Here is a 14,516-nt window from a genome sequence, read left to right as displayed (position 1 = left end):
GTATAGAGGGTAATAACTGTCGCCTTAGACACCGATTAAGACGAGCGGTTAGAAAAACCTGTTGTTTCTCTAAGAAGCTCAATAATCACTTCAAAGTGTTTGATATGGTGTTCTTTTACATCAATTATGGCTACGTCTGATGCCAGCATACTTTTTAGAACACCACCTAAATTTTATAGTTGTGTGCGTTAGTTCTTCGGCCAATGTCCGTCCCCAACTGGTCATTTTGGGAGTGCTGATATAGCGGGCTTGCGTGGTATTCCATTGTTCCTTTTTTTGCCTGTCTGGTGATTGAGTAGCATCGCTCGTTTCAGTAGCAGTCGCTGGCGTTAAATCGATCACTTGCGCGCGCCACGGTTGTAGCAATCCTGTGTCCAACCAAGGCGTGATAAACTGTTGAAAACTATTGGTCTTGGCGGTAAAGAATTGCGCCCCAAATGCCCATTGCCAGTTTTTACCAGTATGACTATCGGTACGATAGCGCGTGGCTAAACGCCCAACGCTTCGAGACTTTTCAAAGACAATAATGTGCGGACTGCTGGGTTTGTCTTGATTGTGGCTGCGGTTTTGTTCTTGGGTTTGGTTTTGAGTGAAGGCACGCTCTAATAATGTGGCCGTAAACAGTCCGGTTAGACCGCCACCAATGATGGCTATTTTCGGTGATGCAATATCAGTCGCGTGTAAAGATTGATGCGCCATGGTGACAGTCGCCTTTATTAAGTATAGTCAGTGAGAAGTAATATCGCTACATCACGTACTGCAGGTACTGTTGGTATCAATATCATCTACGTAAAAAAGCCATGCTACCTTCAATAACATGGCTTTTTAAAATTTGAACATTGGCATTTAGAATGCTTGGATTTTAGCTGCTTAGTATTTAAAAAAACGGCTAAAGCTACTCTCCTCGAGATGCTTTGACCACCTCGACTAATCGATTAATCACCGAGCTATCAGCAAGGGTCGATAAATCACCCAAACCAACATACTGCCCCGCCGCTAGGTTGCGTAAGATACGGCGCATAATTTTACCCGAGCGAGTTTTGGGTAGCGCATCGACGATGAGGATAGAATCCAAGTTGGCAATCGGTCCAATCTCAGCGCGTACATGACGGTTGAGCTCAGCCTTTAGCGCTTCTGTTTCTTCTTCGCCAGACTTTAAGATAATAAAGGCACAAATTCCCATGCCTCGAACGTCATGCGGCATGCCAACCACCGCCGCTTCAGCCGTGGCAGGATGGGCGACCACCGCACTCTCAACTTCTGCCGTACCTAAACGATGCCCTGAGACGTTGAGTACATCATCGACACGACCGGTAATCCAGTAGTGCCCATCTTCGTCACGCTGCGCCCCATCACCGGTAAAATAATAGCCCGGATATTCAGTAAAGTAGGTTTTTAAAAAGCGCTCATGGTCATTATAAATCGTACGCATTTGCCCCGGCCAGCTACTATTAATCGCCAAGTTACCCGCAGCCGAGCCTTCTAATATCACCCCATCACTATCCACCACTTCTGGTTTGATACCATATAAGGGGTTCATCGCTGCACCCGGTTTTAGCGCAACTGTACCTGGGATTGGAGCCAGTAAGATACCGCCCGTCTCAGTCTGCCACCAGGTATCAACGATTGGGCACTTGCCGCCGCCAACGACATTATAATACCAATCCCATGCCTCTGGATTGATCGGCTCACCGACCGTGCCAAGAAGTCGCAGACTTGAGCGATCCGATTCACGAACAAAGGCATCGCCCTCTTTCATCATCGCTCGAATAGCCGTCGGTGCAGTGTATAAAACAGACACATTGTGCTTATCGACAATACGGCCGATACGAGCCCATGTTGGGTATTCTGGAACCCCTTCAAACATCACTGTAGTCGTGCCATTGGCCAGCGGTGCATAAGTCGCATAGGTATGACCGGTTACCCAGCCGACATCCGCTGTACACCAATAAACATCATCTTCTTTGATATCAAAAACATCGCGGAAAGTAGACAAAGCATAAGTGATATAACCACCCGTGGTATGCAACACGCCTTTGGGCTTACCAGTGGAGCCGGAGGTGTATAATAAAAACAGCGGATCTTCGGCATTCATCACTTCAGGTTCGCAATGCTTTGACTCACCATCGATCAAATTATGATACCAAACATCACGGCGGCCACTCATCGGCACAGAGTTGCCCGTACGGTGCACGACGATGACATTGGTCACGCTATCAGTGCCATCCATATCAAGCGCCCGATCGACATTAGCTTTGAGCGGCGTGTGTTTGTTACCGCGCAAACCTTCATCCGCAGTAATGATAACTTTTGAGCGACTGTCTATTAAGCGATTGCCCAAACTTTCAGCAGAGAAACCACCAAATACCACTGAATGCACCGCCCCGATGCGGGTACAGGCCAACATTGCTATCATGGCTTCGGGTATCATCGGCATATATAAGGTGACGCGGTCGCCCTTTTTGACCCCAAGCTTGCGCAATGAGTTACCCAAACGGCAGACCGCTTCAAACAACTCTTTAAAAGAGATTATTTTATGTAATGAAGGGTGATCGCCCTCCCAGATGATGGCTGGTTTGTACGGGGTTTTTTTGACATGGCGATCGAGACAGTTGACAGAAATATTTAGCTCACCGTCTTCGAACCATTTGATGCGAAAATCATCTAAATCATAATTAACATCGCTGATTTTAGTGGGTTTTTTTATCCAATCAATTAGCTCAGCACGCTCAGCCCAAAAGGCATCTGTCGCCTCAGGAGATTCGATAGATTTCTCGTAGTCTTGGCGATATTGTTCGGGAGTAGTATTAGCGGCGGCTAGAAATTCAGCCGCAATAGGAAATGATTTCTGGGTCATAGTGGTTATCCTTTTTTAATTATTATGACCTGTACTAACAGTCGTTGATAACGAAGGCATGCGCAGGTTATAAGAGTCATCTTCCATAATGTCTGACCCTTAAGGATAGTTTGACAAATAAGCGGAATAGTTGCAAGACATCAACGGCTAATCACAACAATATCACTGTATAGCGGTGTACTTGATAATACCCTCTTATTTTATCGGTAGGCTCATGATTTGCAGTTATTTTTCAAGTAATAGCATTGCATCGTTTTTACAATGAATCTACTATATAAAGAATGTATCACAGCGCTATTTAATCCTTGTAACCTGACATAAAACATGGACAATAGCACCCCTAAAGGCATCACTATATAAGCAGTTCTAAATAAAACCGATACACTGCTAGCCACAGTGCTACCGTTATAAATTTTTCTTGCTTGCTGTGCCTACGCCGACAGAGGCAGCGAAAAATTTACTCCAGTAGCACTCGTATCAGTTTTAAGCTGAATCAACTATATTGGTGGCAAACTATATTAGTAACAAACCATATAGACAACTCTCTATTTTTTGTATAAAACACGCTACTTATCTTATTTTTTATTTTCAATTTTAATCTCTACTTTTTAAAGCTTATCGCTTTTTGGAAAAACCGCCATGAACCATCCTCGCAATGCACCTCAAAACAACCATTACGATGTCATTATCATCGGCGCGGGTGCGTCTGGATTATATTGTGCGCTCACGGCGGGTCGCCGTGGTCGCCGCGTATTAGTGCTCGACCATGCCAATAAAGCGGGCAAAAAAATCCTGATGTCAGGTGGTGGGCGTTGTAACTTTACCAATTATTTCGTTGAGCCTGAGCATTTTATCGGCAGCAATCCACATTTTTGCAAATCATCGCTCAGTCGTTATCCTAGCTGGGAGTTTATTGGCATGGTTGAGCAGCATAAAATCCCCTACCACGAGCGTGAACACGGTCAGTTATTTTGTGATGACTCAGCACAAGATATTTTGACCATGCTGCTTGATGAATGTGCCGCCGTCGGTGTGCAAGTAAAGCTCAACACTCACATTGAAAGCGTACAAGTGAGCGACAACAATGAAAACACTCGCTTTCAGTTAATAACCAGCAAGCAGCTCAGTAAAAAAGAGAAACAAGAGAGAAAAGAGTCGAACCATCAAACCAAGCTGCCACAAACCAGCTATCGCTGTGAGTCTTTGGTGGTGGCGACTGGTGGCCTATCCATTCCAACGTTGGGCGCTAGTGGCTTTGGGTATGAATTGGCGCAGCAGTTCGGCCATACCCTCATAACCACTGATGCTAGTTTAGTGCCTTTTACCTTTACCGATAAAACCGGTGAGCTGATTCGTTCGCTTGCTGGAATCAGCCTACCAGTGATTGCTAGTAATGAGCGCATCTCATTTAAACTGCCACTGCTATTTACCCATCGCGGCTTATCTGGCCCTGCGATGCTGCAACTATCAAACTATTGGCATATCGGCGAAACCATTAGCATTAATCTGCTACCTGATAGTGATGTGACTGCGCTTTTGCTTGCGCATAAAAAATCACATCCCAAACAACTTATCCGCACAGTTCTGGCGGACTATACCGATGGTGCGTTGCCTAAAAAGCTGCTGGCCGCACTACAAACGCATCTATGGGAAGATATCAAAGATACCGAGCTTGCCAATATTAAAGATGAGCGTTTAATAGAGCTGGGCGCAACGCTCAACGGCTGGCAACTTAAGCCTTCTGGTACCGAAGGTTATCGTACTGCTGAAGTGACGCGTGGCGGCATCAAAACCGATGAAGTCTCGTCAAAAACCATGCAGAGTAATTATCAAGACGGGCTGTACTTCATCGGTGAAGTGCTTGATGTGACTGGCTGGCTTGGTGGTTATAACTTCCAATGGGCGTGGGCAAGTGGTTTTGTTTGCGGTGAAGTGGTTTAACTGTAATAAATAGACTGGATTTAAATTGACTTTTATCTCAGCCAAACACTTGATAACTGTTAAAATAAGCATAATATAGATTGATATAAATTTAGGACGGCTTAACAGTGTCCAGTTTTTAATATTAATAAAATTATTGGTATTAAATAATATGCTTAGGCTTATGAGGTGATAAATGCGCTCAATCAAACATATCCATAATGAAAAAGAACCACATTGGGTCGGCGACGGTTTTTATGTAAAAACCCTAGTGAATCACCTTGAGGGTAGCCCTGACTTTAATTACCATCATACCGACCCGTTTTTACTATTAGATTACGGTAAACCTACCAGCTTCGAGCCAAACCCAAACTATGAGTCGCAGCCACACGGCGTAGGTCAGCATCCGCACAAAGGCTTTGAGACGGTCACTATCGCCTATGCAGGAGAAGTCAGTCATGGCGATTCGACCGGTGGTTATGGTGTGATTCAAGAAGGTGATGTGCAATGGATGACGGCTGGACGCGGCATTATGCACGAAGAGTTTCATTCGCCAGAATTTGGGCAGCGTGGCGGTGACTTTAGTATGGTGCAATTATGGGTCAATCTCCCAAGCAGCCACAAGCTGACTGACCCTAAATATCAAACCCTTAAACGTGCTGAGCTGCCTGTCATTGACTTAACCGATAATGGGAATACAGATTTTCAAAATACAGGCTTTGAGAAAAAAGGTTCTGATATTAAAAGCCCTGATATTAAAAGCTCTAAAATTAAAGCTACTATTGGCAAAGCAGCCATTATTGCAGGCGAATGGCAAGAGACGACAGGCGCTGCAAGCACCTTTACTCCTATTAATTTATGGGATATCGAATTGCATAGCGCAGGGTCAACGACGCTGCAAGTACCCAACACGCACAATGTCATGATATTGGTCCAAGAAGGCGAGCTACTTATTAATGATACAGCAGTAGCAGCGGGTAGCCTGATTCAGTTTACAGCACCGACTAACAGTGATACAAATTCTACAAATGCATCGTCAGTGATGCAGGCAAACGATACGATCGAACTCACTTACCCTAAAGTACCTACTGATAAGCAAGCGCCAAATCCTGTTAAATTACTACTATTAAGTGGCGAGCCTATCGGTGAACCGATTGCAGGCTACGGACCGTTTGTGATGAACACAGAAGCGGAGTTAAAACAAACGTTTCGTGACTATCAAACCGGTAACTTTGGAAAATAGCTGACGTTAAAACACTTTAAAAACGCTACGATACTGCTGGTATCGTTTTTTTGCAGCCTCTGTCTGCGTAGGCACAGTAAGCAAGAAAAAACGGTACCTGCAGTACGTGATGTATGGTTTATTGATATTAATTTTCACTGATTATAGTGCAATATAATTAAGTTGAATAATTAAAAAAGCCACCTTGCTAATAATAGCAAGGTGGCTTTTTTGGCTTTTACTCTATTTTAGTAAAGTGACTTAAGGTCTAAACGATTATGCTTGGTTTAAAAATGGATAATCGGTATAGCCCTCTGTGCCGCCACCATAAAAGCTTTGTGGTTGCTGCTCATTGAGCGGTGCGCCTTCGCGGATACGCTCAGCCAAGTCAGGATTGGCAATATAGTCACGACCAAAGGCAACCGCATCGATATAACCATCGTTGATATTTTTCTCTGCTTTTTCAGCGGTATAACCACCAGCGGCGATAATCATTTGACCAAAGGCATCGCGAACGCGCTGACGGAATTCGTTGCTATACGGTGTACCGCCTGCCCAATCAGGCTCAGATAGATGCAGATACATGATTCCACGTTTATTAATCTGCTCGATCATCCAAATGTTTTCGTCTTCATGATAACCGGCTTCGACATTATTGAAAGTACCAAGCGGTGAAATACGAATACCGACATGGTCAGCATCCCATGCATTCACACAAGCATCGATGACAGCCAGCGTCAAGCGCGCACGGTTCTCACGGCTACCGCCGTAGTCATCATCACGCTTATTGGTATGTTCAGCCCAAAATTGATGCAACAGATAGCCATGCGCACCGTGAATCTCTACCCCATCAAAGCCTGCTTCTTTGGCATTTTTGGTGGCAAGACCAAAGTCAGCGATGACTTGCTGTATTTCATCCAGTGTCGCAGGACGTGGTGGCGTCGCATCCGCACGAATCGCTTGGTTATTACTATCACGCAACGTAGTACGTACGCCAACTTCAATATCAGAGGCAGAGATAGGCGCTTTGCCATCAGGCTGGACACTTTCATGGGCGACCAAACCCGTGTGCCATAGCTGTACGACGATTTTGCCGCCTTTTGCATGGACATTATCGACGATGGTTTTCCATGCCGTCGTTTGGTCTTCGGTATGAATGCCAGGCGCGCCCGCATAGCCTTTTGCCTGAAAAGATACCTGCGTCGCTTCGGTAATCACTAACCCTGCACCGCTACGCTGCGAGTAATATTCGCTAGCGAGCGCCGTAGGAACATCACCCGGCTCGACTGCACGTAAGCGCGTTAATGGTGCCATGATTATGCGGTTTTTTAACGTCTGGATGCCCATTTTGACGGGTTCGAATAAATTATCGTGTGCCATAAAAAGCCTTGTTTGTTGTTATAAAACCCTATTGGCGGGTTTATTACTCATAAGTAAATAGCGCTTAGTACTTTGTCTTTAATTACAAATGAATTGATCTTTACATGAACATAAATCGCTAAGCAGCTATTGGTCAGCCGTGTTCTTTATAAGGATAATTGCGGCTATTCCAAGCAAAACTTACAAACAAAAACAGCGTCACACGTATATTTGCAACTTTTAAAAACTCACTATTTATGTGCACTTATAAGCCTATTAAGATAATAGAGTGAGTGAATTTTAATGACCAACAGACCATTTTTAATTTATAGTATTTTTACGACTTTAGCATCTTTTTAATCGACAGCTCTAACGACAAATACGTACCAAATAATATCACCATTGAGCCAATAATGGCTTGGATATCAAGCGCTTCGTCAAGCAACAAATAACCAAAAATAATGGCGAAAATCGGAATCACTAAGGTAATACTGGTCGCCCGCGTTGGGCCGATATTTTTAATCAATTGGTTCATAAAAATCAGGGCGATAGCGGTTGAAAACACACCGATACAAACCACTGATAACCAAGCTTTCATGCTGATACTTTTGCCATAGGGAAATTCATATAACGCCACTGGTAGCATCATTACACTGGCAATAATGAGCGACCCTGCGGTAATTGCCACTGGCGAGACGTTATCCAAATAGTTTCTGGTGATATTGGCCCCGACCGCATAACCGACACAGGCCAATAGCGCATAACCCATGGGCAATAATCCTGCGACGACACCTGTCCCCTGCCCGTTACCGCCAAACAGACTCTCACTCATCAAAATAACCACGCCAACCACACCGATGAGCAAGCCAAAAACTTGTTTCTTGGATAGTTTGTCTTTAAAAAAAGTACTGGCGATCAAGCCACTGATCATCGGTACAGACGCATTGAGCACCGCCAACACGCCAGCATTTACTGAGCGCGCCGAAAAAGAAAACAGCATAAATGGCAAGGCGGCGGAGAATATACCAACCAACGCCAACAGCTTCCAATGCTCTCGAATCCCCACTCTGTTTTTTTTATTTAGCAGTATAAAGGCCAGCATAACCAGCCCAGCAAATATCACCCGCAAGCTGGCAAAGGCCAACGAGCCAAACTCTGGTACACCAATACGATAAAATATAAAAGACAGCGACCACATAAAGGACAGGGTTATAAAAGTAATGAGGTCGCGTTTGGACATGGGATCTTTCCTATCAAGCGTTTGAAAATGCGGCGTAAAAAAACCACGATGATAACTTTTTAAGTGCTCAATAGGTGTTGTTTTTTTATACTGCTCGCAGGTTTTTCTATAGCTTAAATTTTTCCAAAATAAAATCGATATCCTTATCGCTGCACCCTGATAAATTAGAGGCGGTATAGCGCCATATAGATTCTGATTATTGGGCCATACCGCGCGAGTTTAAAAGATAATAATCGCATCAACATCCGCTTTGTAAACTCAATTTATACTGATGGGTCATAGGAGTAATCAGGCAAAAGCAACAAATAAGAAACCTATGTTTGCTAATATAGCGCTGTCTTACTTTAAACTGCAGCAATCACTTTTATATATAGCCAACTTTACGAGCAAAAACGCTGACCATTAGGACATAGCATGCAACGACGTCAACTGATTAAAGCCATGGGTCTGAGCTTAGGCGCTATCGGTACCTCCGCTGCGGTGAGTGGCTGCCAAACGCTTGCAAAGCAGCCAAAACTACCCAATACAATTACCCAAGCGGGGCACTTTCCTAATATTATCGTTGGTAGTGGCTATGGCGGCGCGGTATCAGCGCTACGGTTAAGCGAAAAAGGTCATAAAGTATTGATACTGGAGATGGGTATGCGCTGGGATCGCACCTCCAAGCACGATACCTTTTGTAAAATGATCAACGCTGACGAACGCTCAAGCTGGTTTAGCAATTGGCCGAATGCGCCCATAACTATTCCGATTCCCATTAAAAAATATCCCGGCGTTCTAGACTTAATCGAATATGACGATATGAAAGTGTTTGCCGGACGCGCTTACGGTGGTGGCTCTATCGTCAATGGTGCGATTGCCATTCAGACCAGACGTTCGCACTTTGAAGCGGTATTTCCGTGGATTGATGCTGACGAGATGTACGACACTTACTTTCCTCGCGCCATGAGGGAACTCAAAGTTAGCCAAATTCCTGAATCGTTTTTTAATGAGTCCGAGCATTATGAGTTTACTCGTGCTGCTGAACGCCAAGCGTCGAGAGCCGGACTTAAAACCGAATTTTTCGGTAATAGCTATGACTTTGACTATATGCAAAAGGAAGCGCGTGGTGAAGTCTATAAATCAGGACTGGGCGGCGAAGTCATTTATGGCAATAACGCTGGCAAGTTCTCACTGGACTTAACCTACCTAAAAAATGCCGAAGCCACTGGCAATGTATCGGTCAAAACCTTACGCAAAGTTAATAGCATCCAAGCGCTCGATAACGACCAGCTGCGCTTAGAAGTTCACGTCATTAATAAAACTGGCGGCATTGATAAAGTTGAGCATTACACCTGCGATAAGCTATTTCTTAATGCGGGCAGTACTGGCACCTCAGAGTTGCTGCTTAAAAGCCAAGCTGAAGGAAAGTTAAACCATCTAGACCAGCATATTGGACAGCATTGGGGTCCCAACGGCAATATCATGACTGGCCGAAATTTCGTCCACGCCGCTGGTACCACCCAATCCACCATTCCGGTCAAAGCCATCAATATGTGGGATGGTGATAGAGATGGCTCAAAGTATAAAATCTTTGCTGAGCTCGCGCCATTGCCGTTAGGACTTGAAACGTGGACGACGCTATACCTTGCCATCACCGACAATCCAGAACGTGGCAACTATTACTATGATAAAACCTCAAAAACCGTCAAGCTTAACTGGAAACGTAAGCAAAACGAATATTCAGTAAATGCCGCTAAAGAGCTGTTAGATAAGCTCGCCAAAGCCAATGGCGGCTCTACCTCAAGCTTGCTATTTAACAAAGGCTTCGGCGATGACTTTTGCTATCACCCACTCGGTGGCTGCGTATTAGGCAAAGCGACCGATGAGGTTGGGCGCGTCAAAGGGCACGAAAATATCTATGTGCAAGATGGGGCGTTGATTCCTGGTAGCGCTGGGGTCAATCCGTATGTCTTTATTACCGGACTTGCCGAGCGTAATATGACAAGTATTTTGAAGGAAGATTTTGGTTAGGTTGTTGAAGCTTTTCAAAAGTTAGAAGTATGAAAAACGCTCTTGAAGAGCGTTTTTTATTGTTAGATTTGGTGGAGTTTATATTCTCCAACCCCGCATCGACAACAATGACCGTATCTCATTTATCCAACTTACACAGAGGCGATACCCCAGTTATTGCGAAGCGATTCTAGCTTTGGAATGACGCATGACTCATGCTCATTGTTCGCTGCTACAAAGATAGAAACTTCATCCCCTGTTCTTTTATCGCTTATAATTGAGAAGTCCGTGGTTAATGACTCTCCTATCACTTTATTACCATTTCTCGTTTCATACTCATAATGCACGATGACACCTTGTCCTAAACTGATAATAGGAATGGCGTATTTTGGCATCATAGAAACGATACGTGCCGTAGCGACTTGCCCGTACTTGTAGAGTTTTAGCTCTTTTCTAGTGCTAATAAATAAATAAATTAAAAATGGCATGCCAAATAGTAAGAACGGTATAGGTATCAGAAAAAGCAACACCACTGGAAAGCGGTAAGGCTTTAAATTCTGTATGATTGATTGACCATTTAGTTCTTTAATAGCTAGATTATTGCCAACCTGGAGATCTTCGATCCTTTTACCTTCCAGAACTTTGTATTTAGATCTAACTGCCTCATTATTTTTGAGGTATTGGTATGAGATGATTGTCGGATGAATATCGTTTATGGTTACGTTGCTTTCGACCTCAATATTAGTGACTTCAGCGCTCGTTTTTATACCTTGAGAGTCGATTAAATCATAGTCTATTTTTGGGCTATCATTACCCGTAAAAGAGAATATCAGGGTGAAAATAACAGCCATCAGCAAGGCAAAAAAAGAAAATATTAATCCAAAAAATAGTGCAATCGGCTTCTTTTTTAGAAGGCTCATTTTAGTAGAGAACTTGACTTTCCTTGGTGTACTATTCATTTTTGAGTGTCACTATTTTAATAATGAGTGTTTTATGGGCGATTCTACTACGTTATAGAGCCCTATTTTAGTAGGCATTAATCCAATATAAAATCGCTCAAACGTATCTTAGGTAGCATTATACCTAGTCATTCCATAAAGTCAGTAAAAGATATAGATTATTTGCCAACTTTTTTCTATTTTTTTAACCTATATAAAATAATAGTTAATTTTAAAACTTTTAAACTCACACCCTAAAAAAGGATAAATAAATGAAACTACGCATCTTAAAGTCTGCCGTGACCAACCCTTGGTTTAACCTCGCCACTGAGGATTGGATATTTAATACGCTCAATCCCGACTCACACACGCTGTTCTTATGGCGCAATAGCGAGACCGTGGTCATTGGGCGCTCGCAAAATCCCTGGGTAGAATGCAAAATCGATAAGATGAAAGCTGACGAGGTGTTTTTGGCGCGGCGGCAAAGTGGTGGCGGCGCGGTATTTCATGACTTGGGCAATACCAACTTTACCTTTTTATCACCCAAAGACGACTATGACCAAGAAGCCAACTTTACTATCATTATCAATGCGCTAAAGAAATTAGGTATAGACGCGGATTTATCTGGTCGTAACGATATGCAAGTCGGTGATAAAAAAATATCAGGCAGCGCCTTTAAACATGCCGCCGATCGCAGTTTTCATCACGGGACTTTACTGGTCAATGCCAATATGCAAAAACTGGGCGATTATCTCAATCCGCACCCGCTTAAGCTGAAAGCCAAAGGCATCAAATCGGTACGCGCTCGCGTCGCTAACTTAGTAGAATTTAACGAGGAAATCAATCACGAAACCTTATCCGAAGCCATTATCGAGGCGTTTTGTGAATATCATGGTAATACTGCGCCAGTAGAAGAATTGGATGAAGCCAGCCTCGCCAAGCAGCCTAATCTTAATAAATACTATCAGCAAATGGCAGATTGGGATTGGCGCTTTGGCAAGACGCCTGAATTTACCCATCATATTGAAACGCGCTTTGATTGGGGCATTATTGATTGTCACCTTGATGTGAAGCAAGCAGTGATACGCGAGGTGGTTATTTTCTCTGATGCACTAAATGTTGAGCTGATTGACCTATTAAAAGACGCGCTGACTGGCATCAAATACAACAAAGTCGATATTAAAAACAAGCTCGATGACTTAGCCAAAGCGCATGCTGAATTGGCAGCGCAAATTGATGATGTGTCTAAGTGGATGATTAGTGAGATGGGAGGTTAGATTTTTGCTTGTATTAATACTGATTAAAGAGTCTCAAGTCTTTACTACCGTCAATCACCTTTATACTTTGCGCAGGCTGAGCTTGCCATATAGATTACACCTTTAGACAACTTAAGTTTGATATTTAACGCTCTAGCCATCTATAATGTGATGCAAATAATAGATCCGCGATAAAAGTCCAAACTTTAAACGCTTAAGCAAGGTAGCACTATGGCAGCCTATATCACAGTTGGCGCAAAGACCTCTCACGGTGGGACGGTCATCTCCGGCTCACCGCACACCACTCATAACGGTATCCCAATCTCGCGTATAGGCGATAAAGTTATTTGTAAAAAATGCAAAAAGGTCACCACTATTCTTAGTGGTGATGCATCTTTTATCGTCGATGGCGCACCCATTGCACGTGGCGGCGATGTCACTAGCTGCGGCGCTAAACTAATTGCTAGTCAGCAGTCGTTTGCAGAGTCAGGATTTGATGTAGGCAGTATTGCGCAGGCAGCGCCTTTGGCGTTTCCGAAGTCGGAGCCAGAGGCTTTGTTTGGGAATAGCTTTGTAGAGGATGATGAGGAAGAACCTGAAGAGGTTCATTTTTCTATTGAATTTATCGAGTTCAGTAATGAAGGTGGTTATTTAGATAGTTATGCTTCAGAAGACGACTTTAGCAATATTGCAGTCGATGAATACAATAACGAAGGAGATTATTTAGGTAGCTATGATTTAGCAGATAAACCAAGCAATTTATCAGCAAGCACCTCAGGATTTGGAAACTATAATCCATCCAACCCAAATATGAAGTGGGATCCCGATATGAATCGGATGATGCCTAACAGAACAGCACCTAAGAACAACGGTGTTAACTCTAATCTACCTTGGTATAAACAAAACGGAAATAAAAACAAAGCGATTGCACTTGCAGATGAAATTGGTCAAAGCATGTCTAATAGTGTACATTCGACTGCTAAAAGCTACGAAAGAAGAGCAGGTAAATTAGCTAAGGAAACAGTTGAAGTTGCCAAGCATACTCAAAATGCAATGATTGTAAATCTTGGTATTATAGAAGCTGGATTTAAGGATTTCCCCGAGAGAACTAAGGCATCAGCAGCAACTGCTATGCTGCGATTCGGCCAAAGATCGAACGTAGACTTTATATATATCGCAGGTGGCGCGGGTGTTAAACATTTTGGTATTGATATAGGAATGTCTGTAAACGTTCATAACGGGAACGTATATGAGCCCGTAATAGCAAATGCTAACCTTAATACTAATAAAGCGCCATCTATTAGTGTTCAAGTAGGGGTTGGACGTATTATAAGCAGCAATACTGGTGATAATGTTAAAGCCACAGATGCCATACTATCAGGTCAAGGACATTCATACTCAGTCGAAGTTGGTCCAGCCAGTGCTGCTATTGAAACTACCAATGATGGTACAACAGTAGCAGGAAGTGGTGGTTTTGGTAAAAGTTGGACTGTTACAGGTTCCAACGGCAGCTCTACTATGGGTGCTATAGTCAGATGACCACAAAAATGTTATAAAATAAATCAATTAAACGATTACCAGTATAAACGACCATGACTTACTCCCTAGATTATCGCAAACAAGTTTTAAAAAGCTTAGATGAGGGCATGACCTTTGCCGAAGCTGCTGTTTTCTATGATATCAGTCCAACGACTATCCAGAAGTGGAAAAAGCGTCTTCATAGTAAAACCAC

Annotated in this window: 12 protein-coding genes; 7 read left to right on the top strand and 5 right to left on the bottom strand. The window is 43.4% G+C overall.

Annotation, left to right across the window (positions count from 1 at the left end; all coding sequences use genetic code 11):
- On the top strand, positions 1–140 hold a 140-nt coding region (locus EI161_RS10155), incomplete at its 5' end, for an IS1 family transposase (protein WP_192529514.1).
- Here EI161_RS10155 and EI161_RS10150 read toward each other — a convergent pair.
- Together EI161_RS10150 and acs are read right to left on the bottom strand one after the other, a co-directional pair.
- A complete protein-coding gene (locus EI161_RS10150) occupies positions 121–699 on the bottom strand; it encodes a hypothetical protein (protein WP_192529513.1) in 579 nt (192 codons plus the stop codon). The genes EI161_RS10155 and EI161_RS10150 overlap by 20 nt on opposite strands.
- A gap of 196 nt (positions 700–895) precedes the next feature.
- Positions 896–2,857: an acetate--CoA ligase gene (gene acs / locus EI161_RS10145; protein WP_192529512.1), complete on the bottom strand. Its 1,962-nt coding sequence runs from the start codon at positions 2,855–2,857 to the stop codon at positions 896–898.
- A gap of 639 nt (positions 2,858–3,496) precedes the next feature.
- Between acs and EI161_RS10140 the strand changes: the two genes are divergently transcribed.
- Positions 3,497–4,798 carry an NAD(P)/FAD-dependent oxidoreductase gene (locus EI161_RS10140; protein WP_192529511.1) on the top strand — a complete coding sequence of 434 codons (1,302 nt, stop codon included), beginning with the start codon at positions 3,497–3,499 and terminating at the stop codon, positions 4,796–4,798.
- A gap of 175 nt (positions 4,799–4,973) precedes the next feature.
- A complete protein-coding gene (locus tag EI161_RS10135) occupies positions 4,974–6,020 on the top strand; it encodes a pirin family protein (RefSeq protein ID WP_192529510.1) in 1,047 nt (348 codons plus the stop codon).
- A 255-nt stretch (positions 6,021–6,275) separates the two neighbouring features.
- On the opposite strand, the gene EI161_RS10130 is transcribed toward EI161_RS10135, so the two are convergent.
- Positions 6,276–7,379 carry an alkene reductase gene (locus tag EI161_RS10130; RefSeq protein WP_192529509.1) on the bottom strand — a complete coding sequence of 368 codons (1,104 nt, stop codon included), beginning with the start codon at positions 7,377–7,379 and terminating at the stop codon, positions 6,276–6,278.
- 316 nt (positions 7,380–7,695) lie between these two features.
- Complete coding sequence (locus EI161_RS10125; RefSeq protein WP_192529508.1) at positions 7,696–8,598, bottom strand: DMT family transporter; 903 nt, start codon at positions 8,596–8,598, stop codon at positions 7,696–7,698.
- A gap of 414 nt (positions 8,599–9,012) precedes the next feature.
- On the opposite strand from EI161_RS10125, the gene EI161_RS10120 reads away from it, so the two are divergent.
- On the top strand, positions 9,013–10,611 hold the full coding sequence (locus EI161_RS10120) for a GMC oxidoreductase (RefSeq protein WP_192524272.1): 1,599 nt from the start codon (positions 9,013–9,015) through the stop codon (positions 10,609–10,611).
- A 131-nt stretch (positions 10,612–10,742) separates the two neighbouring features.
- Here the strand turns inward: EI161_RS10120 and EI161_RS10115 are convergent, their stop codons facing one another.
- Positions 10,743–11,549, bottom strand: coding sequence for a hypothetical protein (locus tag EI161_RS10115; protein WP_192524271.1), 807 nt, complete (start codon positions 11,547–11,549; stop codon positions 10,743–10,745).
- A gap of 251 nt (positions 11,550–11,800) precedes the next feature.
- On the opposite strand from EI161_RS10115, the gene EI161_RS10110 reads away from it, so the two are divergent.
- From EI161_RS10110 to EI161_RS10100, 3 genes are all read left to right on the top strand, one after another.
- Positions 11,801–12,805, top strand: coding sequence for a lipoate--protein ligase (locus tag EI161_RS10110; protein ID WP_192524270.1), 1,005 nt, complete (start codon positions 11,801–11,803; stop codon positions 12,803–12,805).
- A 210-nt stretch (positions 12,806–13,015) separates the two neighbouring features.
- Entirely contained in the window at positions 13,016–14,323 is a 1,308-nt protein-coding gene (locus tag EI161_RS10105) for a PAAR domain-containing protein (protein ID WP_192529507.1), read from the top strand.
- A gap of 53 nt (positions 14,324–14,376) precedes the next feature.
- Positions 14,377–14,516, top strand: a 140-nt coding sequence (locus EI161_RS10100) for a helix-turn-helix domain-containing protein (RefSeq protein ID WP_192529371.1), incomplete at its 3' end; no start/stop codon positions are given.

The sequence above is a fragment of the Psychrobacter sp. FME5 genome, from assembly GCF_014861375.1.
GTDB lineage: Bacteria > Pseudomonadota > Gammaproteobacteria > Pseudomonadales > Moraxellaceae > Psychrobacter.
The sequence above is the reverse complement of the archived record's forward strand: the minus strand, read 5'-3'. Positions and strand labels throughout refer to the sequence as shown.

What these genes read in the sequence shown, in the direction of transcription:
- EI161_RS10105 (WP_192529507.1), top strand. Translation starts at nt 13,016, where the DNA reads ATGGCAGCCTATATCACAGTTGGCGCAAAGACCTCTCACGGTGGGACG.
- EI161_RS10150 (WP_192529513.1), bottom strand. Translation starts at nt 699, where the DNA reads ATGGCGCATCAATCTTTACACGCGACTGATATTGCATCACCGAAAATA.
- EI161_RS10110 (WP_192524270.1), top strand. Translation starts at nt 11,801, where the DNA reads ATGAAACTACGCATCTTAAAGTCTGCCGTGACCAACCCTTGGTTTAAC.
- EI161_RS10135 (WP_192529510.1), top strand. Translation starts at nt 4,974, where the DNA reads ATGCGCTCAATCAAACATATCCATAATGAAAAAGAACCACATTGGGTC.
- EI161_RS10140 (WP_192529511.1), top strand. Translation starts at nt 3,497, where the DNA reads ATGAACCATCCTCGCAATGCACCTCAAAACAACCATTACGATGTCATT.
- acs (WP_192529512.1), bottom strand. Translation starts at nt 2,857, where the DNA reads ATGACCCAGAAATCATTTCCTATTGCGGCTGAATTTCTAGCCGCCGCT.
- EI161_RS10115 (WP_192524271.1), bottom strand. Translation starts at nt 11,549, where the DNA reads ATGAATAGTACACCAAGGAAAGTCAAGTTCTCTACTAAAATGAGCCTT.
- EI161_RS10130 (WP_192529509.1), bottom strand. Translation starts at nt 7,379, where the DNA reads ATGGCACACGATAATTTATTCGAACCCGTCAAAATGGGCATCCAGACG.
- EI161_RS10125 (WP_192529508.1), bottom strand. Translation starts at nt 8,598, where the DNA reads ATGTCCAAACGCGACCTCATTACTTTTATAACCCTGTCCTTTATGTGG.
- EI161_RS10120 (WP_192524272.1), top strand. Translation starts at nt 9,013, where the DNA reads ATGCAACGACGTCAACTGATTAAAGCCATGGGTCTGAGCTTAGGCGCT.